The organism is Rothia kristinae (assembly GCF_016028855.1).
GTDB lineage: Bacteria > Actinomycetota > Actinomycetes > Actinomycetales > Micrococcaceae > Rothia > Rothia kristinae.
In genome coordinates this window covers 433,318-456,192 of sequence record NZ_CP065738.1, presented here as the reverse complement: position 1 = coordinate 456,192, position 22,875 = coordinate 433,318, and the positions used below count along the sequence as shown (strand labels likewise).

At 74.5% G+C, this 22,875-nt stretch carries 22 protein-coding genes; 16 read left to right on the top strand and 6 right to left on the bottom strand.

Annotated features, from left to right (window positions below):
* Positions 1-106: 106 nt before the first annotated feature.
* From I6G21_RS02030 to I6G21_RS02020, 3 genes are read left to right on the top strand one after another with little or no spacing between them, the layout of a single operon-like run.
* Positions 107-307, top strand: coding sequence for a hypothetical protein (locus tag I6G21_RS02030; protein WP_058731151.1), 201 nt, complete (start codon positions 107-109; stop codon positions 305-307).
* A 1-nt stretch (position 308) separates the two neighbouring features.
* Entirely contained in the window at positions 309-800 is a 492-nt protein-coding gene (locus I6G21_RS02025; RefSeq protein ID WP_058731152.1) for a RidA family protein, read from the top strand.
* Positions 784-1,767, top strand: coding sequence for an NUDIX hydrolase (locus tag I6G21_RS02020; RefSeq protein WP_129357717.1), 984 nt, complete (start codon positions 784-786; stop codon positions 1,765-1,767). Before I6G21_RS02025 ends, I6G21_RS02020 begins: the two co-directional genes overlap by 17 nt.
* Before the next feature lie 125 nt (positions 1,768-1,892).
* On the opposite strand, the gene I6G21_RS02015 is transcribed toward I6G21_RS02020, so the two are convergent.
* Positions 1,893-2,570, bottom strand: coding sequence for a Crp/Fnr family transcriptional regulator (locus I6G21_RS02015; RefSeq protein ID WP_058731623.1), 678 nt, complete (start codon positions 2,568-2,570; stop codon positions 1,893-1,895).
* Positions 2,571-2,856: 286 nt separating this feature from the next.
* Here I6G21_RS02015 and I6G21_RS02010 point away from each other — a divergent pair, with 286 nt between their 5' ends.
* On the top strand, positions 2,857-4,035 hold the full coding sequence (locus tag I6G21_RS02010) for a MarP family serine protease (protein ID WP_058731622.1): 1,179 nt from the start codon (positions 2,857-2,859) through the stop codon (positions 4,033-4,035).
* Here I6G21_RS02010 and aroQ read toward each other — a convergent pair.
* Together aroQ and acs are read right to left on the bottom strand one after the other, a co-directional pair.
* Complete coding sequence (aroQ, locus tag I6G21_RS02005; RefSeq protein WP_129357718.1) at positions 4,032-4,472, bottom strand: type II 3-dehydroquinate dehydratase; 441 nt, start codon at positions 4,470-4,472, stop codon at positions 4,032-4,034. The two genes, I6G21_RS02010 and aroQ, sit on opposite strands and share 4 nt — an antisense overlap.
* 58 nt (positions 4,473-4,530) lie before the next feature.
* Positions 4,531-6,468, bottom strand: a complete 1,938-nt coding sequence (gene acs / locus I6G21_RS02000) for an acetate--CoA ligase (protein WP_232238486.1) — start codon at positions 6,466-6,468, stop codon at positions 4,531-4,533.
* A 679-nt stretch (positions 6,469-7,147) separates the two neighbouring features.
* Between acs and nth the strand changes: the two genes are divergently transcribed.
* The gene (gene nth / locus I6G21_RS01995; protein WP_129357720.1) at positions 7,148-8,050 is read left to right on the top strand and encodes an endonuclease III; all 903 of its coding nucleotides are present in this window, start codon (positions 7,148-7,150) and stop codon (positions 8,048-8,050) included.
* Entirely contained in the window at positions 8,043-8,837 is a 795-nt protein-coding gene (locus I6G21_RS01990) for an NUDIX hydrolase (protein ID WP_081101538.1), read from the top strand. Before nth ends, I6G21_RS01990 begins: the two co-directional genes overlap by 8 nt.
* A 64-nt stretch (positions 8,838-8,901) precedes the next feature.
* Here I6G21_RS01990 and I6G21_RS01985 read toward each other — a convergent pair whose 3' ends face one another.
* Positions 8,902-10,755 carry a bifunctional 3'-5' exonuclease/DNA polymerase gene (locus I6G21_RS01985; RefSeq protein WP_232238484.1) on the bottom strand — a complete coding sequence of 618 codons (1,854 nt, stop codon included), beginning with the start codon at positions 10,753-10,755 and terminating at the stop codon, positions 8,902-8,904.
* A gap of 135 nt (positions 10,756-10,890) precedes the next feature.
* Between I6G21_RS01985 and I6G21_RS01980 the strand changes: the two genes are divergently transcribed.
* From I6G21_RS01980 to I6G21_RS01950, 7 genes are all read left to right on the top strand, one after another.
* The gene (locus I6G21_RS01980; RefSeq protein ID WP_061225350.1) at positions 10,891-12,180 is read left to right on the top strand and encodes a hypothetical protein; all 1,290 of its coding nucleotides are present in this window, start codon (positions 10,891-10,893) and stop codon (positions 12,178-12,180) included.
* Positions 12,180-13,331, top strand: coding sequence for a TadA family conjugal transfer-associated ATPase (locus tag I6G21_RS01975; RefSeq protein WP_129357721.1), 1,152 nt, complete (start codon positions 12,180-12,182; stop codon positions 13,329-13,331). The genes I6G21_RS01980 and I6G21_RS01975 overlap by 1 nt, the downstream gene beginning before the upstream one ends.
* Positions 13,328-14,089, top strand: coding sequence for a type II secretion system F family protein (locus tag I6G21_RS01970; protein ID WP_061225352.1), 762 nt, complete (start codon positions 13,328-13,330; stop codon positions 14,087-14,089). The genes I6G21_RS01975 and I6G21_RS01970 overlap by 4 nt, the downstream gene beginning before the upstream one ends.
* Positions 14,090-14,510: 421 nt before the next feature.
* Positions 14,511-14,711: a hypothetical protein gene (locus I6G21_RS01965; protein WP_197939453.1), complete on the top strand. Its 201-nt coding sequence runs from the start codon at positions 14,511-14,513 to the stop codon at positions 14,709-14,711.
* A gap of 66 nt (positions 14,712-14,777) precedes the next feature.
* On the top strand, positions 14,778-15,149 hold the full coding sequence (locus I6G21_RS01960; protein WP_081046178.1) for a DUF4244 domain-containing protein: 372 nt from the start codon (positions 14,778-14,780) through the stop codon (positions 15,147-15,149).
* Positions 15,150-15,152: 3 nt separating this feature from the next.
* Complete coding sequence (locus I6G21_RS01955; RefSeq protein WP_129357723.1) at positions 15,153-15,581, top strand: TadE family type IV pilus minor pilin; 429 nt, start codon at positions 15,153-15,155, stop codon at positions 15,579-15,581.
* Positions 15,578-16,078, top strand: coding sequence for an Rv3654c family TadE-like protein (locus tag I6G21_RS01950; RefSeq protein WP_129357724.1), 501 nt, complete (start codon positions 15,578-15,580; stop codon positions 16,076-16,078). Before I6G21_RS01955 ends, I6G21_RS01950 begins: the two co-directional genes overlap by 4 nt.
* Here the strand turns inward: I6G21_RS01950 and I6G21_RS01945 are convergent.
* On the bottom strand, positions 16,021-18,636 hold the full coding sequence (locus I6G21_RS01945; RefSeq protein WP_232238483.1) for a DEAD/DEAH box helicase: 2,616 nt from the start codon (positions 18,634-18,636) through the stop codon (positions 16,021-16,023). The genes I6G21_RS01950 and I6G21_RS01945 overlap by 58 nt on opposite strands.
* A gap of 121 nt (positions 18,637-18,757) precedes the next feature.
* On the opposite strand from I6G21_RS01945, the gene I6G21_RS01940 reads away from it, so the two are divergent.
* Complete coding sequence (locus I6G21_RS01940; RefSeq protein ID WP_224800047.1) at positions 18,758-19,198, top strand: pyridoxamine 5'-phosphate oxidase family protein; 441 nt, start codon at positions 18,758-18,760, stop codon at positions 19,196-19,198.
* A gap of 111 nt (positions 19,199-19,309) precedes the next feature.
* Positions 19,310-19,840, top strand: coding sequence for a VOC family protein (locus I6G21_RS01935; RefSeq protein WP_129357726.1), 531 nt, complete (start codon positions 19,310-19,312; stop codon positions 19,838-19,840).
* A gap of 113 nt (positions 19,841-19,953) precedes the next feature.
* Here I6G21_RS01935 and I6G21_RS01930 read toward each other — a convergent pair whose 3' ends face one another.
* Positions 19,954-21,036: a glutathione S-transferase family protein gene (locus I6G21_RS01930; protein WP_129357727.1), complete on the bottom strand. Its 1,083-nt coding sequence runs from the start codon at positions 21,034-21,036 to the stop codon at positions 19,954-19,956.
* An 88-nt stretch (positions 21,037-21,124) separates the two neighbouring features.
* Between I6G21_RS01930 and I6G21_RS01925 the strand changes: the two genes are divergently transcribed.
* Positions 21,125-22,861, top strand: coding sequence for a methyltransferase (locus I6G21_RS01925; RefSeq protein ID WP_129357728.1), 1,737 nt, complete (start codon positions 21,125-21,127; stop codon positions 22,859-22,861).
* Positions 22,862-22,875: the final 14 nt, after the last annotated feature.

The following is a 22,875-nucleotide window of genomic DNA, read 5'->3' as shown; positions in this document are numbered from 1 at the left end:
CGCCTGGAAGAGCCGGGGCAGGTCTCGGGGACTCGTCGCGGAGAGTCGTCGACCGGCCTGCGGCGGGGAATGGCCCGCCCGGGCCCGCGCGGCTACGCTGGGGCGCATGGAGAAATGGGAATACGCCACCGTGCCCCTGATGATTCACGCGACCAAGCAGATCCTCGACACCTGGGGTGAGGACGGCTGGGAGCTGGTCACCGTGCTGCCCGGCGCCGCCCCCGCGGGGGATGCCCCGGCGGGGAACATGGTCGCCCCGCAGCAGAGCAACCCCATCGCCTACTTCAAGCGCCGCAGGGAGGCCTGAGATGGCCGCCGCCGACTCCGCCGTCGAGGCCCGGCTGGCCGAGCACGGACTGACCGTGCCGGAGGTCGCCGCGCCCGTCGCCTCCTACGTTCCCGCCCGACGCGGCGGATCCTTCGTGTTCACCGCCGGGCAGCTGCCGCTGCGCGACGGGAAGCTGCCGGCCGCCGGCCGGGTCTCCGACTCCGGCGAGCCCGGCACCGTGGATCCCGCGACCGCCCAGGAGCTGGCCCAGCAAGCCGCGCTGAACACCCTGGCCGCGGTGAAATCCGCGATCGGGAATCTGGATCGGGTCGTGCGCGTTGTGAAGGCCACCGGATTCGTGAGCTCCGCCCCGGAGTTCACGGGTCAGGCCGGGGTGCTCAACGGCGCCTCGCAGCTGTACGGACTGGCCTTCGGTGAGGACGGGGCGCACGCGCGCTCCGCCGTCGGCGTGGCCGTCCTGCCCCTGGACGCCCCCGTGGAAGTGGAACTGATCGTTGAAGTCCGCGACTGATGTGCTGACCCGCAGCCCCCGGGTGATCGCCCGGACCGGCACCCCCGAGGAGCAGGAGCGCACCCCGCGCCACCTGCGCCTGTCCGAGCGGGAGTCGGCGGCGGCTAAGACATGGCTGGAGGAGCAGACCGACGCGGCCTGCTGCCCCCTGCGCACCGCCGGATGCGTGGTGCTGATCCGGGAGGGTGCGGACGGTCTGGAGGCCTTCCTCACCTACCGCACCTCCCCGGACTCGCCGCTGGGCAAGGTCGGCTTCCCCGGTGGGGCGGCCACGGCCGCCGACGAGCAGCCGGTCGGCTGGTTCGGCCCCACCCCGACGCAGTGGGCGCAGAAGTTCGGGCACGAGGAGATCCTCCCCGCCCGCTGCGCCGTCGTGGCCGCGATCCGGGAGACCTTCCAGGAGGTCGGGGTGCTGCTGGCCGGACCGGATGAGACCGCGACCGTGGAGAACTCCGAGGCCAGCGAGACCATGGCCTGCCGGGAGCGGATCACCGGGCGCGAGCTGGACTTCGTGGACTGGCTCAAACGCGGCGGCCTGAAGCTGCGCACCGACCTGCTCAAGCCCATCGGCCGCTGGCAGAGCCCCAACTTCAGCCATCGTCGCTACGACACGCACTACTTCGCCGCCGTCGTGCCCGTGGGGCAGAAGCCGCGGCTGCTGGAATCCCGCGGGGTGTGGGGCCGGTGGGTCACCGCCGCCCAGCTGGTCGCTGATCTGGATTCCACCGCCCTGGGCGAGGAGATCGGCCAGGAGAAGACCCGCGGGCTGACGGTGCAGCAGCTGATCACCCCGGGGGTGCTGTGCATCCTGGAGTCCCTGGCCCGCTCCCAGTCCGCGATCGGCTTCCTCACCAAGAAGCGCACCGTGCACACCCAGAAGCCGGAGCTGGAGCGGCGCGACGGCGCCCTGACCCTGTGCTTCACGCCGCCGGCCACCGGATGCGCGCCCCGCGCCAAGGGGGTCTGAGCCGCAAGGCTCTTACGCCCGGCACGGGGCCGCATCCGCGCGCAGAGAGCAGAGAAGGGGCGGGGCGGCGTCGAGATCATCTCGACGCCGCCCCGCCCCTTCCCACTGCCCTCGAGGGGCTGGGCTCAGCGGCTGCGCTGGCGCAGGCGCTGCAGGTCCAGGATCACCACGGCGCGGGCCTCCAGGCGGATCCAGCCGCGCTGCACGAACTCGGCCAGGGCCTTGTTCACGGTCTCGCGGGAGGCGCCGACCAGCTGGGCCAGCTCCTCCTGGGTGAGCTCGTGGGCCACCAGGATGCCGTCCGTGGCCGGGCGCCCGAAGCGGTCCGCCAGATCCAGCAGGGCCTTGGCCACGCGCCCCGGAACATCCGAGAACACCAGGTCCGCCAGGTTCTCGTTGGTGCGGCGCAGGCGCCGGGCCAGGGCCTGGAGCACCTGGGCGGAGATGGACGGGGACTTCTCCATGGCCTTCTTCAGGCTCGCGTGCTTGACCCCGGCCAGCCGGGTCTCGGAGACCGCGGTGGCGGAGGTGGAGCGGGGGCCCGGATCGAACAGGGCCATCTCGCCGAAGATCTCCCCCGGGCCCATGATGGCCACGAGGTTCTCCCGGCCGTCCGAGGCGGTGCGGCCGAGCTTGATCTTCCCGGAGATCACGAAGTAGAGCTGATCTCCCGGGTCACCCTCGTAGAACAGGGTGGCCCCGCGGGAGAGGTCCACCTCCGTGAGCTCCTCGGTCAGGGCCGCGAAGGCCTCATCGTCCAGGGACGCGAACAGCGGCGCGCGCCGCAGGATCTCGTTGTCCATTGCACTCCTCACTTCTCTTCGGGTTCGTCACAGGGCTTCTCGTCCAGAGGGGAAGATCCAGCCTCCCGCGCAGACGAAGATCACCCTGTGATGTAATCAACGCCTTCTTCCACTGTATAAGCTGCCCCGGGAAACTGCCACAGCATCGCGTCGTCGGCGAGGATGCGCATCGAGTTCCCAGAGCCCCGGCAGGTCCCTGCCAGCTCGTCCGCGTACCATGGCAGGGCTCTCCCGGGGGCGGCCCGCACCGGCGCCGCCGCGGGCCTCCTCCGAACGGAAGGGCACCATGCTCCTGAATCTCACCCTGCTGGACTGGATCCTCATCCTGGTGATGGTCCTGTACGCGATCGGCGGATATTCCCGAGGCTTCTTCCTCACGCTCGGCTCCGTCGTCGGGTTCGCCCTCGGCGCAGTCGCGGCCTTCTACCTCACGCCGCTCGTGGTGAGCATGGTCGGCGGCGGCTGGCGCATCCTCGTCGCTGTGCTCAGCGTCGTGGGGCTCATCGGCCTCGGGCAGGCCCTGGGACTGGCCCTCGGCCGGCCCCTGCGCCGGCTGAGCGACCGCACCGGCCTGGGGCTCCTCGAGCGGCTGGCCGGGGCCGTGCTGAACGTGGCGACGTGCGCCCTGGTGATCGTGGTGCTCAGCTTCTCCGTGGGCCAGCTCGGGGTGGCTTCCATCACCCGGGCGCTCGGGGATTCCCGGGTGGTCACCTCCCTGGAGGGGTTCACCCCGGATCCGGTGCGCGAGGGCATCGCCCGGGCCCGTGCCGCGGTGCTCGCCCAATCCGGGATCCCCGAGCTGTCCGAGCGGCTGTTCCCGGCCGAATCCGCCCCGACCCAGACTCTCGAGAACCCGGCGCTGGACACCGCGGCGGACTCGGTGGTGCGCGTCAGCGGCACCGCCGAGGCCTGCCTGCAGAACCAGACCGGCTCGGGCTTCGTCGTCGCTCCCGGGATGGTCGTGACCAACGCGCACGTCGTCGCCGGGGTGGAGGAGACCACGGTGGAGACCCGCACCGGCAGCGCCTACGCAGGCACGGTGGTGCACTACGACGCCGCCACGGACCTCGCGGTGATCTCCGCGCCGGACCTGCCGGCCGCCGCCCTGAGCACCGGCCCGGACGCCGCAGCGGGGGACCTCGTGGAGTTCATGGGCTACCCCCTGGGCGGGCCCTTCGCCTCCCGCACCGCCACCGTGCAGGGCCTGAGCGAGACCCGCACCCGCGACGCCGACGGGAACCGGGCCCCCGCCCGGCAGATCTACCAGCTGGCCGCGGACGTGCAGCAGGGCAACTCGGGCGGGCCGCTGCTGAACTCGGACGGGCAGGTGATCGGGGTGATCTTCGCCAAGGCCGAGCAGGGCGAGACCGGCTACGCCCTGTCCCTGGCGGAGCTGCGCCCCGTCCTGGATGCCCTGGGCACCATGTCCGCACCGGTGGGCACCGGCACCTGCCACGCCGGCTAGCGGTCCAGGTGCTGGGCGAACCAGTCCACGGCCATCACGTAGCCGCACGCGCCGGCCCCGGCCAGCACGACGTCGGCCTGCGGGGAGACGAAGCTGCGGTGGCGGAAGGACTCGCGCCGGTGCACGTTGGACAGGTGCACCTCCGCCACCGGCAGCTCCGCTGCCTCCAGGGCGTCGTGGATCGCCACGCTGGTGTGCGTGTACGCCGCGGCGTTGAGCAGGATCCCGCAGGCCTCGGAGCGGGCCTCCTGGATCCAGTCCACCAGCGTCCCCTCCCCGTTGGTCTGCCGGAAGACCACCTCCAGACCGCAGGCCCCGGCCCGCTCGCGGACCATGGCCTCGATGTCCGCGAGCGTGGTGGTGCCGTAGACCTCCGGGTTGCGGGTGCCCAGCAGGTTCAGGTTCGGTCCGTTCAGGACGTACAGGGGCTTGCTCATGGGCTCCATTGTCCTCTTCCGACGGCTCCCGAGGGGGCAGGGTGGCTCAGGGGGCCGCTCAGGAGCGCAGGAACCGGGTGATCTGGTCCATGACCGTGGAATCCGCCAGGGTCGAGGTGTCCCCCACGGGGCGATCCTCGGCCACGTCCTTGAGCAGCCGGCGCATGATCTTGCCGGAGCGGGTCTTGGGCAGCTCCGGGACGATGAGCACCTTCTTCGGCTTGGCGATCGGGGAGATCGCCTCGCCCACGTGGGCCCGGATCTGGGCGGCCAGCTCCTCCCGGTCCCCGTCCTGCTCGGCGGCGGCGTCGGAGAGGATCACGAAGGCGATCACGGCCTGCCCGGTCGTCTCATCCGCGGCCCCCACGACCGCGGACTCCGCGACCGCCGGGTGCGAGACCAGCGCGGATTCGATCTCCGGGGTGGACAGCCGGTGCCCGGAGACGTTCATGACGTCGTCCACCCGGCCCAGCACCCAGATGTCCCCGTCCTCGTCCCGGCGCGCGCCGTCCCCGGCGAAGTAGGTCCGCTCCCCGAACCGGGACCAGTACGTGTCCTGGAAGCGCTGGTCATCGCCCCACAGGGTGCGCAGCATCGAGGGCCACGGGTGGGTCAGAGCCAGCAGGCCGGACTCCCCGGCGCCGAGGGGCTGGCCGAAGTCGTCGACCACCTCGGCGCTGATGCCCGGCAGCGCGCGCTGGGCCGAGCCCGGCTTGGCCGCGGTGGCCCCGGGCAGCTGGGAGATCATGATGGCGCCGGTCTCGGTCTGCCACCAGGTGTCCACGATCGGGCAGCGACCGTGGCCGATGACCCGGTGGAACCAGGTCCAGGCCTCCGGGTTGATGGCCTCGCCCACCGTGCCCAGCAGGCGCAGGGACTCCAGGGAGTACTCCCCGGGGATCTGCTCGCCCCACTTCATCATGGTGCGGATCGCGGTGGGGGAGGTGTAGAGGATGCTCACCCCGTACTTGTCCACGATCTCCCAGAAGCGCCCGCGGTGCGGGGAGTCCGGGGTGCCCTCGTAGATGACCTGGCTGGTGCCGTTGAGCAGGGGGCCGTAGACGATGTACGTGTGCCCGGTGACCCACCCGACGTCGGCGGTGCACCAGTACACGTCCGTCTCCGGCTTGATGTCGAAGACCATCCGGTGGGTGTAGGCCGCCTGGGTGAGGTAGCCGCCGGTGGTGTGCAGGATGCCCTTGGGCTTCCCGGTGGTGCCCGAGGTGTAGAGGATGAACAGCGGATCCTCGGCCCCGTGCGGCTGCGGGGTGTGTTCGGCGGAGGCCCGGTCCACGACGTCGTACCACCACACGTCGCGCTGCTCGGTCCACTCGATCTCCTCCCCGTTGCGCCGGACCACCAGCACGTGCTCCACCGACGGGGCGCCCTTGGCCAGCGCCGCGTCCACGGTGGGCTTGAGGCGGGTGGGCTTGCCGCGGCGGTAGGACCCGTCCGCGGTGACCACCAGCTTGGCCTCGCCGTCGTTGACCCGGGAGTGGATCGCATCCGCGGAGAAGCCGCCGAAGATCACCGAGTGGATCGCGCCCAGGCGCGCGCAGGCGAGCATCGTGATCACAGCCTGCGGGATCATCGGCAGGTACACCGCCACGCGGTCCCCGTGGCCGACGCCGAGCTCGGCGAAGGCGTTGGCGGCACGGCAGACCTCATCCTTCAGCCGGGCGTAGGTGTACTCCTCGGTGTCCCCGGGCTCGCCCTCGAAGTACAGGGCGACCCGGTCCCCGTGCCCGGCCTCCACGTGGCGGTCCACGGCGTTGTAGGCGGCGTTCAGGCGCCCGTCCTGGAACCACTTGGCGAAGGGCGGGGTGGACCAGTCCAGGGTCTCGGTGAACTCGGTGTCCCAGTGCAGCAGGGTGCGGGCCTGCTCAGCCCAGAACTCATCGCCTCGGCGCTGCGCCTCGTCGTACAGCTCGGCGGTGGCGTTGGCCTGGGCGGCGAACTCCTCGGACGGGGGGAAGACCAGTGCGTTCTCGCTCAACGGGATGCTCCTTCGGATCGTGTGAACTGCCTCCCACTGTAGCGGAGCGCTCGTGATCCCGCTCACCTGTGGATGGTGGCGGGGCCAGAACGTGCGGTGCGTGCGGGCCGCGAGCCCGTGCGCCGGGAAAGCGGAGCGGCCCCGGACGCCGCGGACCCCGCTCTGCCGGTGCGGCAGGGCGGGGCCCGGGGTGCTCAGGGTCGGTCCTGGGGGTGCTTCACCCGCCGAAGATGGCGCGGGCCAGCTTCTCCAGCCAGGGCAGCACGTCCTGGGCGATGGCGATGGCGGCCTGGATGATGGCGGCGACGTCCACGGTTATGGGATCTCCTTCTCGGATGGGGTGGGGGAGGGGGTGGGTCAGCCGAAGACGCCGGCGGCCTGCAGGATCTTGATGATCTGGGAGGCGATGTCCAGAGCGGACTTGAGCAGATCGGTCAGGACGGACCAGTCGAAGGCGGCCATGGGGTTCCTTTCGAGGAGAAGGCGTCGAACCTGCGCGAGGCGAGGCGCTCGCGAGGCAGTGCTACCCGTCACGGTGCGGCATCGGCACCACAGTATTGAGAACCCATCGCAATGACAAGAGGTGTCTGGGAAGTGCATCGGCGGTTCGCCGAGGAGGGCCTGCGCCGGGGCGCGTGCCCCGCCGCCGCGGGGCTGAGAACGGGTACCCTCGGAGATCATGAGCCCCACCGGATCCGCCCCGCAGACCCCGCCCACCTCGGTCGACGCGCCCGGACCGGCCATCCGCCGCCTCCCGGAGGACAAGGCCCGCGCCGGGGCGGCCGGGCGGCGTCGTCGGGGGCAGGAGGAGACGCACACGGGGCGGGTGCGCCGGGCCCGGCGCATCAACCGCATCCTCGCCGAGACCTACCCCTACGCCGTCGCGGAGCTGGACTTCGACTCCCCGTTCCAGCTGCTGGTGGCCACCGTGCTCTCCGCGCAGACCACGGATGTGAAGGTCAACGCCGTCACCCCCGGGCTGTTCGCCGCCTACCCCACTCCGCAGGATCTCGCGCAGGCCCCGCACGAGGCGGTCGAGGAGATCGTGCGCCCCCTGGGCTTCTACCGGGCCAAGACCCGCTCGATCATCGCGCTGGCCGACCGGCTCGTGGATGAGCACGACGGCGAGGTCCCCGACACCCTCGAGGGGCTCACGGCCCTGCCGGGGGTGGGGCGCAAGACCGCGTTCGTGGTGCTGGGCAACGCCTTCGGCCGCCCCGGGCTCACCGTGGACACGCACTTCGGGCGCCTGGCCCGCCGCTTTGGCTTCACCGAGCAGGAGGATCCGGTGAAGGTGGAGCACGACGTCGCCGCGCTGTTCCCGCCGAAGGACTGGACCATGCTCTCCCACCGGCTGATCTACCACGGACGCCGCATCTGCCACGCTCGACGCCCGGCCTGCGGGGTGTGCCCGGTCGCGGACCTGTGTCCCTCCTACGGCGCGGGGGAGACTGACCCGGAAGCCGCCGCCCGGCTGCTTAAGTACGAGTTCGCCCCCGGCCGGGAGCAGCTGCACCGGCGGTTCCTGGAGGGTGCGACTCGTCGGCAGCTGCGCGTCGAGGGGTACGGTCTCGGTGCCTGAGCGCGATGCCTCGCCGGCCTCGACCGCGCCGTCCGGCGGGCTGGGCACCGCGGCGGCGCGGGCCGTCCTGGCCCGGGAGGCCCGGACGGAGCTGGCCGCCCTGGGCGCGCGGGGCCAGCGGCTGCAGCTGGTGGACCGCGAGCCCTGGCGGCTGGGGAACCTGCCCGCCGGCAGGGCCCGGGAGGCCTCCGTGCTGATGCTCTTCGGCTCCCGCGACGGCGCCGGCATCGGCGTCAGCGACGGCGCCCGCGCCGCGGCACCTGTGGCGGAGACGGACGTGCTGATCCTCGTGCGCGCCGCGACGCTGCGCCAGCACGCCGGGCAGCCCGCCTTCCCCGGCGGCCGGGTGGACCCCGAGGACCGGGCCGCGCAGGATCCGGCCGTGGAGGCCGCGCTGCGCGAGGCCGTGGAGGAGACCGGGGTGGACCGGGCCGGCATCGACGTCCTGGGGCGCCTGGCCCCCGTGCCCCTGCCCGTCAGCGGCCACCTCGTGACCCCGGTGCTCGGCTGGTGGCGTGAGCCGTCCCTGGTGCAGGTGGTGGACGACGCCGAGTCCTCGCTGGTCGTGCGGGTGCCCGTCCGGGACCTGCTGGACCCCTCCCATCGGCACCTGGCCACGGTGACCCGCGGGCCCGCGACCCATCACACGCCCGCCTTCACGGTGCCCGTCGGCGCGGAATCCGTGACGATCTGGGGATTCACCGGCATCCTCCTGGATCGGCTGCTGCATCGGCTGGGCTGGGAGCTGCCATGGGACGCCACCCGCAGGATCCCCGCCCCGCGGTGAGTCCCGTCGGCGCGGCGTCGGCCGCTGCCGGCGGGGCGCCGTCGGGACGGGGATGCCGCCCGGCTCACTTCGCCTCGGCGTAGGAGCTCACCTGGGCCACGGTCAGCGGGAACTCCACCGGGGCCTGCCCGAACAGCAGCCGCCCGGCGGCGGCCGCCGCCTCCCGGACGATAGCCCGCACCGCCGGGGCCTCCTCGGCGGGACCGTGCAGCACCACCTCGTCGTGGACGAAGAACACCAGGCGCGTGCGCAGCGGGCCCGGGGCATCGTCGGCCCCGGCGCCGTCGGGCCCGGCTGGGTCCCCCGTTCCCGCGCCGCGCAGGCGCCGCCGGATCTCGCCCATCCAGCACATCGCCCACTCCGCGGCCGTGCCCTGCACGATGAAGTTGCGGGTGAACCGGCCCTGCGCCCGACGCAGCCGCACCGAACGGGCCTCCGCGGCGGCCGTGGAGACGTCCGCGACGGCCGCGGACCAGTCCGCATCCGGCAGCGGCGAGGTGCGCCCCAGCCAGGTGCGCACCTGCCCGCCGCGCTCCCCGACCGACGCCGCCTGCTCCACCAGGCCGATCGCCTCGGGGAACATCCGCCGCAGGTGCGGCACCAGGGCCCCGGCCTCCCCGGTGCTCGCCCCGTACATCGCGCCCAGCAGCGTGACCTTCGCGGCCTTGCGCTCGGTCAGCGCCGAGCCGGTGCGCTCCCCGAGCCGTGCGATCCCCTCGTACAGGTCCCGGCCCTGCCCGGCCACGGCCAGGGCCCGGTCCTGGGCCATCGCGGCCAGGATGCGCGGCTCCACCTGGGAGGCATCGGCCACCGTGAGCACCCACCCGGGGTCGGCCCGGACGGCTTCGCGCACCGCGTGCGGGATCTGCAGGGCCCCGCCCCCGTGCGCGGCCCACCGGCCCGTGATCACCCCGCCCACCACGTAGCGGGCGTGGAAGCGGCCGTCGCGCACCCATTCGTCCAGCCAGTGCCACCCGTTGGCCGTCCACAGCCGGTACAGCCCCTTGTACTCCAGGACCGGGGCGATCATCTCCCGACGGCGCGGGGCCCGGGTGCCGCCGTGCTCGGCCCACTCGAGCAGGGCGTGTTTGCGGGTGGAATCCACCGTGATGCCCACCGACTGCATGGCGCGCAGCAGCTCCTGCGGGGAATCCGGATTGACCTGGGGCAGGCCCCACTGCTCGGCGATCCGCTCGGCCAGGGCCTGCATCTTCTGCGGCCGCTGCCCCTCCGGCGGACGCGGGCCCAGCAGGTCTTCCAGCAGCGCCTCGTGCACCGCACGGTCCCATGGCAGGCCCTCGCGTTCGATCTCCTGGGCGATCAGCCCGCCCTGGGACTCCGCGGCCAGCAGCAGCCGCAGCCGGGACGCGGCCGGGGAGGCGCGCACCGCCGCCTCCTGAGCGCGGAACTCCGCCGCCAGGACCGCAGCATCCGGGCGGGCCGGGCCCCGCGCGGCGGCCGGGGCATCGAACAGGGAGGTCTGCGCGGGATCCGCCCGCGGTGTGGGAAGGCGGCCCGGCGGCCGCTCCTGCTGCTGCGGGTCCAGCGGCACCGTCGGGGTGTAGTCCAGCGTCCCGTCCGGGAAGGAGGCGACTCCGGTGAGGATGCGCTGGCACAGGGTCAGATCCCAGCAGCGATCCGGTGAGACCCCGGAGGCCAGCAGCTGCGGCATCACCTCCCGGCACGAGGGCAGCACCCACCGGATCCGGGCCGCTTCCTCGGCGGGCAGGGACCGCAGCGTCGCCCCCACGGCCTCGCCCAGCTGCTCCCACGGCACCTCACGGAAGCGCCGCGGCACCGGCGATGCCCCGTCGGCCGGGTCATCCGGGGCCTCGGGCCGCACGAGCCGCCAGGCGTCGCGAGCGTGGCCTGCGGCGGCGTCGTCCGCGGCGGGGGCCGGGCCCAGGAGGATGTGCATGGACCCATCATCCCAGGCGGGCGGGCATCCACAGGGGCGCATGCCACCGCGGATTCCCGGGCGTCCTCCACAGTCGGCCCGCAGGACCGGGGCCGGGCCGGCGGGCCGGTGCGGCGCGCGGGGCAGGGTGGGCCCATGAGAACCACCGCGGCCAGCCCACTGAGCATCCCGGACCGGGCCCGACCCCTGCGCCCCGCGCCCGCCCCCGACGGCGAGGCCGAGCGGCTGATCGCCGACCGCCTCGGCGCCGAACCGGCCCACCGGGCCCCGGAGAGCGGACGCGGCGTGCTGGTCTGGGGCAGCTCCCCCGGGTTCCTCGGCATCGCCGAGGATGTCGCCCGGGCCGCCCGGATGTCCCTGCGCACCGCCGATGCCGAACACCCGCCACTGTGCGGCCCTGAGGACGTGCTGCTGGTGCAGGCCGACGACGTCCCCGGCCTGCACCAGCTGCTGATCGGCCCGGCGGCCCCGCCGGAGCCGCGCCGGCCCGCGGTGATCGCCGGGATCAGCGGGGGCGCGGACCCGTGGGCGGCGGCCCACCGGATCGGCGCGGTGTGGCGCCAGCCCGACGTCGTGCTGCTGCCTCAGGGCCGGGCCTGGCTGGCCGACCACCTGGCTCAGGAGGGGGCCGCAGAGCCCGGGCACCCGCGGATCGGGGTGCTCGGGGCCAGCGGCGGCATCGGGGCCTCCGCCCTGTCCCTGTGGCTGGCCGACCGGCTGCGGGAGGACGGACGCGAACCCGTGGTGGTGGACGCCGTCGCGGCGAGCATCGGCCTGGACTCGTGCCTGAGCGCCCGCAGCCTGGACGGTCTGCGCTGGCAGCAGCTCGAGGCCCTGCCGCGGCGCCCGGAGCCGGCCCGGCTGCTGGCCTCCCTTCCTGCTCCGCAGGGCATCCCGGTGCTCACCGCGGACCCCGCGCACCCCGGGTTCGGCACCCGGCCCGATGCCGGGCGGTGGAGCGTCGTGGACGCGCTGGGCACGGTGGCCCTGCCCGTGATCGACCTCGGCTCGGCCGCGGCCATGGTCCCGCCGGGCGGCCTGGAGACCCAGTGGGTCTCCCGCTGCAGCGTCCTGGTCCTGCTCGTGCCCTTCACGCTGCGGGGGATCTGCCAGGCCCAGTCGGCGATGCGCCGGTGGGCCCCGGTGCTGCCCATCGTGCCGGTGGGGGCCGGCCCGCGGGTCTGCGACGTCTCCGATGCGGAGGTCGCCGAGATCCTCGGCGCCCCGCTGGCCGCGGCGCTGCCCCACGTGCCGGCCGTGTACGCCGCCTACGATGACGGCGCCCTCCTGGAGGTCTCCCGACGACGCGGCCTGCGCCGCCCCGTGGCCGCGGTGGCCGACGCCGCCCTGGCCGCCGCCGAGGCCCCCGGCGGGTCCGAGGCCGGGCCCGGACTGGCCCGGCGCTCCCTCGAGGTGGGTGTGTGATGCGCGGGGTGGGCAGCGCGAGCGGGCGCCTGGCCCGCTGGGAGGCCGAGCGGGCGGAGCTGCGGGGCCTGGGCATCCTGCAGCCTCTCCTGGACGAGCCGGGCTTGACCGACATCTACGTCAACGCCCCCGGGGAGATCTGGACCGACGGCGCCCAGGGACCGCGGCGTCGGGACCTCGCCTTCCCCGATGACGACGCCGTCCGGGAGCTCGCGGTGCGGCTGATCACCCTGGCGGGGCGCCGGCTGGACACCAGCCACCCCTGCGCGGATGTGCAGACCGCGGCCGGGTACCGGGTGCACGCGGTGCTGCCCCCGGTGGCCCCGGAGCACCCGCTGCTGTCCATCCGGCTGCAGCCGGAGCACCGCCCGGACTTCGCGCAGCTGTGCGCCTCCGGGCTGTGCGAGGAGACCACGGCGCGGCTGCTGCGCCGGATCGTGGCCGCGCGGATCTCCTTCCTGATCTCCGGGTCCACCGGCTCGGGCAAGACCACCCTGCTCAACGCCCTGCTGGGGCTGTGCCCGGCCCGGGAGCGGCTCGTGCTGATCGAGGATTCCGCGGAGCTGCGCCCCGAGCACCCGCACGTCGTCTCCCTGCAGACCCGCCAGCCCAACGCGGAGGGCACCGGCGGGATCGGGCTGACCGTCCTGATCAGGGAGGCCCTGCGCATGGGTCCGGATCGGCTGGTCCTGGGGGAGTGCCGCGGGGAGGAGCTGAAGGATCTGCTGCTGGCGCTGAACACCGGCCACGAAGGCGGGGGAGGGACCCTGCACGCCAATTCGGCGCAGGCCGTGCCCTCCCGGCTGCTGGCCCTGGGTGCCCTGGCCGGGTTGGCGCCGGAGGCCGTGCGCCGGCAGGTGCTCACCGGGCTCGGGGCCGTGATCCACCTGGACCGGGGACCCCGCGGGCGCCGGGTCCGGGAGATCGGGGTCTTCCGGGACGATCGCCTGCCCGGCGCGCTTCCCGGCCCGGACGACGTCGGGCGCGCCCCGGCGGCTGGCGGCGCGTCCGGCGCGGCGGGCGGCGAGGGCCTGTCCGTGTGCCCGGCGTGGATCTGCCCGGAGAACGACGCCGCCCACCCGGGCCCGGGCCTGCCCGCGCTGTGTCGGCTGCTGGGGCTCGGGGAGACACCGGGGGAGGAGTGGACATGAGCGCGACCCTGCTGCTGATCACCGGGAGCCTCCTGCTGCTGCTCGGGCCCCGCGTCGGGAGGTCCCGACCGCTGCCCGTGGACTCATCCCGCCAGACGGGCCCGGCCCCGTGGGACGAACTGCTGGGCAGGATGCGCGCGGTGGGCGGCTCCCGGCGGGCCGTGGCGCAGCGGATCGATCTGGAACGGTGGCCGGCGCTGATCCAGCAGATGGCGGCCCTGCTGCGGGCGGGCATCGAACCGGCCGCCGTCTGGGCCGCGCTGCGCGAGCAGGGCCGCGGCGAGGCACGGGAGGAGGCGGGTGCGGTCGGGCGGGACATCGACGAGCTGATCCGCTGCGCCCACGAGGGGGCCCTGCTCGGCGCGGACCCGGCCCGCAGCCTGCGCACGGCCCGGCTGCACCACCCCCGATCCCGGGCGGTACGCGATGCGCTGGCGGCCGCCTGGGCGGTCTCCGGGCGCACCGGGGCCCCGCTGGCCGGGGTGCTGGAGGGCCTGGCCCGGGCCGTGGAGGACGAGCTGGATGCCCTGGCCGCCCGGGACACCGCCCTGGCCGGCCCCAAGGCCACCGCCCGCATCCTGTCCACCCTGCCGCTGCTGGGCCTCGGGCTGGGGATGGTCATGGGCACGGACCCGCTCGGGGTGCTGCTCGGGATGGTCTGGGGACATCTGGCCTTAGCCCTCGGGCTCGGACTCTCCGCCGCGGGACTGCTCTGGACGCGTCGGCTGGTCCGAGGCGCCGAGGAGGCCGCGCCATGACTGGTTTCGCGATGATCCTCGGCGCGGTCCTGGCGTTGTGGGGGCGCCATCCGCTGCGGCGGGCGGGTTCCGCCGTCGCCCGGGAGCCCTCCCGTGCGGCGGGCATTCCGGCGGCCATCCGGCTGGAGCTGATCGGGGCGATGCTCGACGCCGGGCTGTCCGTGACCCGGGCGGTCTCGGTCCTGGCCGAGGTGGAGCGCGCGACGTCGCTGCGGCGGGTCGCGGCCCTGCTGGAGGCCGGCCTCGACTGGGACCGGGCCTGGGCGGGTGCCGCGGACCAGGGGGCGCAGAGCCAGCGGGCGCGGGGGCGGAGCCTGCGGGGCCAGAGCTTGCGAGGCCAGAGCCCACTGGGACAGAGGAAGCGCCGCCCGGGGAGCAGGCGCAGGAGCTGCGGACCCTGCGCGAGGCCCTGGACATCGCGGTGCGCACCGGGGCCCCGGCGGCCGCGCTGCTGCGGGCGCAGGCCGGGCGGATCCGGAACCGACGCCACCGCGACGCCCAGCAGCAGGCCGCGGCCCTGGGGGTCCGGCTGATGCTGCCCCTGGGGTTGTGCTCCCTGCCCGCCTTCGTCTGCCTGGGCGTGATCCCGGTGCTCATCGGCCTGGTCCCCGCCCTGTGGTGACCCCAAGAACCCCCGGTCGGCGGCTGCCGCCGGGTGATCCAGAAGAGAACGAGGAGAGGACGCATCATGCGACGCGAACCGAACACCCCCGCCGCGGACCCCACCTGGGCCGCGGACCCCGCCCCGGCGCAGCCCGAGACCGCGCACCCCGCGGCCACCGAGGCGGCGCCCGTCCCGGAGGTCGCGGATCCCGGAGCAGACCCCCGGGCCGTCGAGGCCCGGGCCGTCCAGGACCCGCCGACGCTCACCGGTGACGTGGTCCGCCACCCCGGCCGGGCCGGGGCCGATGACCCGGAGCTGGGCGCGACGACCGCCGAGTACGGCATCGTCATGCTCGCCGCCGTCGGCTTCGCCGGTCTGCTCGTGGTCATCCTCAAGTCCGGCGAGGTGAAGGAGCTGCTCATGGGCATCATCCGCACCGCGCTGTCCACGGGCTGAGCCATGGGACACCGCAACGGCCCGGGGCCGGTGCACACCGGTCCCGGGCCCGCGCACCCGACCGAGATCGAGCGGGGCAGCGCGACCGCGGAGTTCGCCGTCGTCCTGCCGTGCATCGTGCTGCTGCTGGCCGTGGTGCTCGGGGCCGGGGCCTGCGCCGCGACGTCGGTGCGGGCCGAGGAGGCCGCGCGGCTGGCGGCCCGCTCTCTGGCCCGCGGGGATCCCCCGGCCGAGGCGCAGCGCACGGCCCGCGAGATCATCGGGGCCGAGGCCCGCATCGGCGTGGCCACCACTGGGGACAGCACGACGGTCTCCGTGCGCACCCGGGCCCCGGGGATCATCGGGGCGTGGGGCGGGCTGGAGATCACCGCCGAGGCCACGACCCGGGTGGACAGCGCCCGGGCCGATGCCGCACGGGAGGCCCAGCCATGACCGGCCGGACCCCGCCGCACCGAATCCCTCGCCCGCGCCGAGCGCCCGGGCCGCGCCGGTGGGCTGCGCCGGAGCTTCTCCGATCGGGACGGGAGCGCGGGCCGACGGCGCCGGAGCCGGCCGGGGAGCGCGGGGCCTCCACCGTCGCGATGGTCGGGATCATCGCCGTGATCGGGGTGCTGCTGGCCGCGGTGTGCCTGCTGGGGCACGTGGCCCTGTGCACCCATCGGGCGGCCACGGCCGCGGATCTGGCCGCCCTGGCGGCCGCGGACACCGCCCGGGGGCTGCGCCCCGGGGTGGCCTGCGACGAGGCCGCGCGCACCGCCCGGGAGAACCGGGCCCGCATGGTCTCCTGCGCACCCGCTCCGGAGGACCCGGAGATCATGGACGTGCGGGTCGCCGTGGATCTGGCCGTGGGGGCGCGGCTGCTGGGACCGGCCTACGGCGTGGCCCGGGCCGGTCCGCCGCCCTCGGGGTCCGCGGGATCAGGCTCGTGATCCGGGTCGGCGGCGGATCCGGGCTCGGCGTCCTCATCGGCGGTCTGCAGCATCCCCCGCAGCAGGGCCACAGCGCCTGCCTTGCTCAGCGGGTGGTTCCGGTTGCCGCACTTGGGGGACTGCACGCAGGACGGGCACCCGGTCTCGCACTCGCAGGCCAGGATCGCCTCCAGGGTCGCGCTCAGCCACGCGCGGGCGACGTCGAAGCCGTGCTCGGCGAAGCCCGCCCCGCCGGGGTATCCGTCGTAGACGAAGATCGTCGGCAGCTCCGTGTCCGCGTGCAGCGCGGTGGACAGCCCGCCGATGTCCCACCGATCGCAGGAGGCCACCAGCGGCAGCAGGCCGATCGCGGCGTGCTCGGCGGCGTGCAGGGCCCCGGGGAACTCCGGCTCCGCCACGCCCTGCCCCGCCATCACCGGTCCGGGCACGGTCCACCACACGGCCCGGGTCAGAAGCTCCTGCGGCGCCAGCTCCAGGGGCTGCTCGTCGATGACCTCGTTGGTGGCCACGGCCCGACGCTGGAAGGAGACCACCTGGGTGCGCACCCGCACCGTGCCCGAATGCACCCGCACCGGCCCCCAGTCCCGGGTCCGCTCGGTCTCCAGCACCGAGACCTCCGTGATGTCCCGCGCCTGGGTCCAGAAATCCGGGTGCGCCCGGGTCACCAGCACGGCCCCGCCCGCCTCATCCAGCTCCTCCACGTGCCAGGTGCGGCCCTGGTGCACGTAGATCGCCCCGGGGTGGGCCTGCCGGTGCGCCTGGGCGTCGTCCATCGTGCCGATGATCCCGCCGGTCTGCGCGTCGATGATCTGCAGGCGCCGCCCGGCCCCGCGCAGGTCGATCGCGGCGGCCGCGGACTCCGGGTGGGTCCAGAACCAGCCCGTCGGGCGCCGCCGCAGGTAGCCGTCGCGCACCAGCCCGTCCAGCAGGGCCTCGGCCCGCGGGCCGAACAGGTCCAGCTCCTCGGGGCGGATCGGGCGCTCCGCGGCGGCCGCGCACAGGTGCGGGGCCAGCACGTACGGGTTGTGCGGGTCGAACACGGTGGTCTCCACCGCGACGTCGAAGACGTCCCGCGGGTGGTGCACCAGGTAGGTGTCCAGCGGGTCGTCCCCGGCGACCAGCACCGCCAGGGACTCCTGCCCGGCCCGGCCGGCCCGTCCGATCTGCTGCTGGAAGGAGGCGCGGGTCCCGGGCCAGCCGGCCACCAGCACCGCGTCCAGCCCGGCGACGTCGATGCCCAGCTCCAGGGCCGGGGTGGAGGCCACCCCGAGCATCTCCCCGGAGCGCACCTGCCGCTCCAGCTCCCGCCGCTCCTCCGGCAGGTACCCGGAGCGGTAGGCGCACACCCGGTGGGCCACCGCCGGATCCAGCTCGCCCAGGCTCTCCTGGGCGATCCGGGCGAGGGTCTCCGCGCCGCGCCGGGAGCGGATGAACGCGATGGTCCGCACCCGCTCGGCCACCAGCTCGGTGAGCAGCTGGGCCGCTTCGGTCAGGGCCGAGCGACGCCGCGGCCCCCCGTTCTCCCCGGGCCCGGGGCGCCCCTGCCCCGGCCCGATCCCGGGCACCGGCGGGGCGGTGTCGGCGGAAGAGGACGGGATCGACCCACCGGTGCCGGACGGGCGGTGCCGGGCGGCCAGACCGTCCGCGACCTCCTCCTCCAGCAGCGGCTCCCACAGCAGCACCGTGACCGCCCCGTGCGGGGAGGCGTCCGCGGTGACGGCGGTGACCTGTTCCGGCTCCGCCCCGAGCAGCCGGGCGAAGGACTCCCGGGGTCGGGCCGAGGTGGCCGAAGCGCCGATCACGGTGGGCGCGGCCCCGTGCAGGGCGGCCACCCGGCGCAGCCGGCGCAGCACCATCGCCACGTGCGCCCCGAACACGCCCCGGTACCCGTGCGCCTCGTCCACCACCACGTAGGTCAGCCGGCGCAGGAACCGCCCCCACCGCTCGTGGTTCGGCAGGATCCCTGCGTGCAGCATGTCCGGGTTGCACAGGATGACGTTCGCGTAGTCCCGGATCCACCGCCGGTCCTCGGTCGGGGTGTCCCCGTCGTAGGTCGCCGCGCGCACCGCGGACAGGCCCAGCGCTCGCAGCGAGGTCAGCTGATCCGCGGCCAGGGCCTTGGTGGGGGACAGGTACAGCACCGTCGCCGGCTCCGCCGCCCCGCCCTCCTCGGGTCCGACCTCCCCGCGCAGCACCGCATCCAGGGCGGGCAGCTGGTAGGCCAGGGACTTGCCGGAGGCGGTGCCGGTGGCCAGGATCAGGTGCTCGCCGCCGCGCGGGGAGACCATCCTTCCTGCCCGGCGCGCCTGCCGGGCCCGGGCGCGGGCCGTGCGCTGGAAGGCGTGGGCGGCGTCGGCGGCCAGCGCCTGGTGGCGGTAGGGGTGGGGCACGCCCAGCCCGCGGAAGGCATCGATGACCGCCGGATGGGCCCAGTCCGGCCAGTCGGCGACGACGGCCTCGCGCTCGGGCAGCACGCGCACGTGCGTGATCTCCGGGGGCTGGCTGCCGCGGTGTAGGGCGCGCAGCAGCGGGTTCTCGGCGGGGACGGGGGCGGGCACCCGTCCATTGTGCACCGCGGGCGCGGGACGGGCGCCCGGGCCCCGGTGCGGCCCGGTCCGGGGGTCGCCGCAGCGGGTCGCGCAGCTCACATGTGCGGGTGGATCATGGGACAATGTCCGCATGAGCTTTCCGATGAACATCTCCGGTCAGGACCGGCAGGAGCAGGAGCCGCGGGTGCGGGAGCTGAGCCTGGACGAGAGCTGGCAGCTGCTGGAGGCGGCCCGCTTCGGACGCCTGGGCACCGCCGACGTCGGGCGGGTGGACATCACCCCGCTGAACATCGTCGCCTCCCACCGGCACCTGTACTTCCGCTCCGCGAAGGGCTCCAAGCTCACCACGCTGCAGCTGAACCCGCACGTGGCCTTCGAGATCGACTCGGTGCAGGGCGGCACGGCCTACAGCGTCATGGTCCGCGGCACCGCCCGCATCCTCACGGACCCGGAGGAGACGGCGAAGGTGGACGCGCTGGGGCTGAAGCCCTGGCTGCGCACCGAGAAGCTCGAGTACGTGGAGATCGCCCCGGACTACATCACCGGGCGCGCCTTCCGCCTCGGCGACTGACGGCCGACGAGGCCGCGGCAGGCGACGTAGGCTCGGGGAGGACGAGCGAGGCCACCCGGCGTCGCCCCTGATCAGCCGGTGAATCCACCGGAGCGAACGTGAGGAGGGCCCATGACGGCCGAGGAGATCAGGGGAATCAACCACCTGGGAGTGACGGTGCCGGACCTGGAGGAGGCCACGCGCTTCCTGCGGGAGGGGCTCGGGGCCAAGGTGGCCTACGACGGGCTGACCGGGCAGGACGAGCCGCGCCAGGGCGAGGAGGTCGAGCGGCAGCTGGGCCTGCCGGCCGGGGCGAAGATCGTGCGGCAGCGGATGATCGTCATCGGCACGGGCCCCAGCCTGGAGATGTTCCAGATCAAGGGCCCGCACCAGCCGGCCGCGGGCCTGGCCGACTACGGGCTGAACCACCTCAGCGTCTACACCGACGACATCGAGACCAGCCGGCAGCGGCTGATCGACGCCGGCGGGCAGGCGCTGTCCGAGGTGCACGGCAACTCCCGGCACGAGGACACCGAGGGCAACGGCAGCGTGTACGTGAAGGCCCCGTGGGGGATGCTGATCGAGCTGCAGACCCTGCCCCACGGCCACTACTACGGCGAGGACTCCGAAGCCGAGGTCTGGACGCCGCCGGCCCGCGACTGAGCGCTGACCCGGCCCGCGACCGAGTCCTCCCGCGCCTGAATGCCGAGCCCCGGCGGAACCCGGGGCTCGGCTGGGCCGGGCCTGGTCCGAGCCGGGGCAGGACCGGAGCGGGACTAGGCCGCCGGGTACAGCGGGTTGTGCCCGGCGGCCACCCGCTCCGCCTCCCGCACCGGGCCCGGGGCGGTGGCCCCCGCGGCGGCGTCGAACGGGGACCCGCCCAGCGCCTCGCGCCCGTGCCCGGTCAGCCACCCGGAGGTGTCCGGGCCCAGGGGCACGATCTGCGTCGGATTGATGTCCTCGTGCACCACGTAGTAGTGCCGCTTGATCTGCTGGAAGTCGATGGTGTCCCCGAATCCCGGGGTCTGGAACAGGTCCCGCGCGTAGCCCCACAGGTTCGGCAGCTCCGTGAGCTTGGACCGGTTGCACTTGAAGTGCCCGTGGTAGACGGCGTCGAAGCGCACCAGCGTGGTGAACAGGCGCACGTCCGCCTCGGTGATGTGCTCGCCCATCAGGTAGCGGCGCTCGGAGAGGCGCTGCTCCAGCCAGTCCAGCGCGGTCCACAGCCGCTCATAGGCGGCGTCGTAGGCCTCTTGGGAGCCGGCGAACCCGCACCTGTACACCCCGTTGTTGACCTCGGTGAACACCCGCTTCATCACCGCGCGCATCTCCTCCTCCAGGGCCTCCGGCCACAGGTCCGGGGCGCCCTCGCGGTGGAAGGCCCGCCACTGCTTGGAGAAGTCCTCCGTGATCTGCGCGAAGTCGTTGGTCACCACCTCCCCGGAAGGGATGTCGACGACGGCGGGCACGGTGATCCCCTTGGGGTAGTCTGGGAAGCGCTTGAGGAAGGCCTGCTGCAGCCGCTCGATGCCCAGGACCGGGTCCACCCCGTCCGGATCCAGGTCGAAGGTCCAGGAGCGGGCGTCGTGGGTGGGTCCGGGCATGCCCACGGAGATCGCCTCCTCCAGGCCCAGCAGGCGCCGCACGATCAGCGTGCGGTTGGCCCACGGGCAGGCGCGCGCCGCGACGAGCCGGTAGCGCCCGGCCTCCACGGGCCAGACGCCGCGCTCGCGCTCATCCGTGCCCGGTGCCAGCCCCGTGTCCGCGAGGATGCGGTCCTCGATGTAGTCGGTGTCCCGGGTGTACTCCTGCCCCGGGGTCACGTAGGTGCCGCGGGTGCTGTGCTGATCGGTGCTCATCCTGCCATTGTGCGCGATAACGCTTGATCTGTGAACCAATCTCGTGCGCCGCGCGGCGGGTGCTCGGCGTCGTGGGAGACTGGAGGCCGTGACCTCCGACGCCCCCGCCTTCTCCCGCATCCCGCACGCCCCGCGCAGCGACGACCCCGCAGCCCTCGAATCCCTGGCCGAGGCCCTGGCCGCCGTGGACTACTCCTACGACGGCGTCCTGGCCCTGCTGGGCGAGGGGCCCTTCGAGGCGATGGCCCGGGATCAGATCGCCCCCGCCCGGCACCGGGTGCGCACCATCCTGGCCGGCACCGCCGCGATGCCCGACGGCGCACGGGTCACCGCGGGGCGGCGTCGGCTGGCCGGGGCCGTGGACTTCTTCCTGCTGGCCGGGACCCTGAGTGCTGAGGCCCTGGACGCGACCCTCGGCGAGGGCGCCGCCCGGCTGCTGGATCACCTCGGCTTCCTCACCCCCGCGAGCGAGGACCCCGAGACCGACGCCCCCGATGCCCCGGCGGCCGCGCCCCGCTACCGGGCGGCCTTCGACCTGCGCCCGCACTCCGCCGACGACGGCACGGACCTGTGGGTGGCCTCGGACCTGGGCGCCCACCAGCACCCCGGGGCGCTGCCCGCCGATCACGTGCTGGGCATCGGGCAGGCCTCCCTGACCCTGGCGCAGATCACCGAGCGCCGCCCCGTGGACACGGCCCTGGACCTGGGTACCGGCTGCGGCATCCAGACCTTCCATCTGCTGGCCCACGCCCGGCACGTGACCGCCACGGACCTCTCCGAGCGCGCCCTGGCCTTCACCCGCTTCAACCTGGTGCTCAACGCCGCGGCCCTCGGCCTGGACCCGGCCCACCCGGAGCAGCGGGTGCGGCTGCTGCGCGGCAGCCTGCTGGAGCCGGTGGCGGGACAGCGCTTCGAGCTGATCGTGTCCAACCCTCCCTTCGTCATCACCCCGCGCACCCCCGGGGAGGATCCGCGGCGGCGCTACACCTACCGCGACGGCGGGATGGCGGGGGATCAGCTCGTGGAGCGGCTGGTGCGCGAGCTGCCCGAGCACCTGGTCCCCGGCGGTCGGGCCCAGCTGCTGGCCAACTGGGAGATCCCCGCCACTGCGCCGGGTCAGCAGGCGGACTGGGACACCCGGCCCCGCCAGTGGGTCGGCGCGGAGACCGAGGCGTGGTTCGTGCAGCGCGAGGAGCTCACCCCGGAGGGCTACGCCCAGACCTGGCTGCGCGATGCCAGCCAGCAGCGGGATCCGGCGGCCTACGAGGAGGCGTTCCTGGCCTACCTCGAGGACTTCGCGGCCCGCGGGGTCGCCGCCGTCGGCTTCGGCATGGTCTGGCTGCGTCGCCCCGCCGAGTCCGAGGCCCCCGCCGACGCCGAGGGGCGGGCCCTGCGCCGCTTCGAGGAGATCACCCACCCGCTGCAGCAGCCGCTGGCCCCGTTCCTGACGGCGGCTGTTGCGGCCCACGACGCCGCGGCGGGCCTGGACGATGCGGCCCTGCGCGAACAGCACCTGACGGTGGGCGAGGACGTCACGGAGGAGCGCCACCAGCGCCCGGGAGCGGAGCACCCGGGGGTGATCCTGCTGCGCCAGGGGACGGGATTCCGGCGCACCGAGCTGCTGAGCACGCAGGACGCCGGCTTCGTCTCCGCCTGCGACGGCGAGCTGTCCGTCGGGCAGATCCTGGACGCCCTGGGCGCCCTGCTCGGCTGGGAGGGTCCGGACCCGGCCGTGGCCCTGCTGGCGCGGGTGCGCACCCTCGTGGAGCGCGGGTTCCTGGTGCTGCCGGAGACGACGTCGGGCGCCGCTCCCGCCGCGGGCTGAGTCCGACCCCGCCC

Excerpts from the sequence above, each read along its gene's own strand:
- I6G21_RS01930 (WP_129357727.1), bottom strand. The coding sequence starts at position 21,036 with ATGAGCACCGATCAGCACAGCACCCGCGGCACCTACGTGACCCCGGGG.
- I6G21_RS01955 (WP_129357723.1), top strand. The coding sequence starts at position 15,153 with ATGGGACACCGCAACGGCCCGGGGCCGGTGCACACCGGTCCCGGGCCC.
- I6G21_RS01940 (WP_224800047.1), top strand. The coding sequence starts at position 18,758 with ATGAGCTTTCCGATGAACATCTCCGGTCAGGACCGGCAGGAGCAGGAG.
- I6G21_RS02030 (WP_058731151.1), top strand. The coding sequence starts at position 107 with ATGGAGAAATGGGAATACGCCACCGTGCCCCTGATGATTCACGCGACC.
- I6G21_RS01980 (WP_061225350.1), top strand. The coding sequence starts at position 10,891 with ATGAGAACCACCGCGGCCAGCCCACTGAGCATCCCGGACCGGGCCCGA.
- nth (WP_129357720.1), top strand. The coding sequence starts at position 7,148 with ATGAGCCCCACCGGATCCGCCCCGCAGACCCCGCCCACCTCGGTCGAC.
- I6G21_RS01960 (WP_081046178.1), top strand. The coding sequence starts at position 14,778 with ATGCGACGCGAACCGAACACCCCCGCCGCGGACCCCACCTGGGCCGCG.
- I6G21_RS01935 (WP_129357726.1), top strand. The coding sequence starts at position 19,310 with ATGACGGCCGAGGAGATCAGGGGAATCAACCACCTGGGAGTGACGGTG.
- I6G21_RS01985 (WP_232238484.1), bottom strand. The coding sequence starts at position 10,755 with ATGCACATCCTCCTGGGCCCGGCCCCCGCCGCGGACGACGCCGCCGCA.
- I6G21_RS01975 (WP_129357721.1), top strand. The coding sequence starts at position 12,180 with ATGCGCGGGGTGGGCAGCGCGAGCGGGCGCCTGGCCCGCTGGGAGGCC.
- I6G21_RS02025 (WP_058731152.1), top strand. The coding sequence starts at position 309 with ATGGCCGCCGCCGACTCCGCCGTCGAGGCCCGGCTGGCCGAGCACGGA.
- I6G21_RS01950 (WP_129357724.1), top strand. The coding sequence starts at position 15,578 with ATGACCGGCCGGACCCCGCCGCACCGAATCCCTCGCCCGCGCCGAGCG.
- I6G21_RS02010 (WP_058731622.1), top strand. The coding sequence starts at position 2,857 with ATGCTCCTGAATCTCACCCTGCTGGACTGGATCCTCATCCTGGTGATG.
- I6G21_RS02015 (WP_058731623.1), bottom strand. The coding sequence starts at position 2,570 with ATGGACAACGAGATCCTGCGGCGCGCGCCGCTGTTCGCGTCCCTGGAC.
- I6G21_RS01970 (WP_061225352.1), top strand. The coding sequence starts at position 13,328 with ATGAGCGCGACCCTGCTGCTGATCACCGGGAGCCTCCTGCTGCTGCTC.
- aroQ (WP_129357718.1), bottom strand. The coding sequence starts at position 4,472 with ATGAGCAAGCCCCTGTACGTCCTGAACGGACCGAACCTGAACCTGCTG.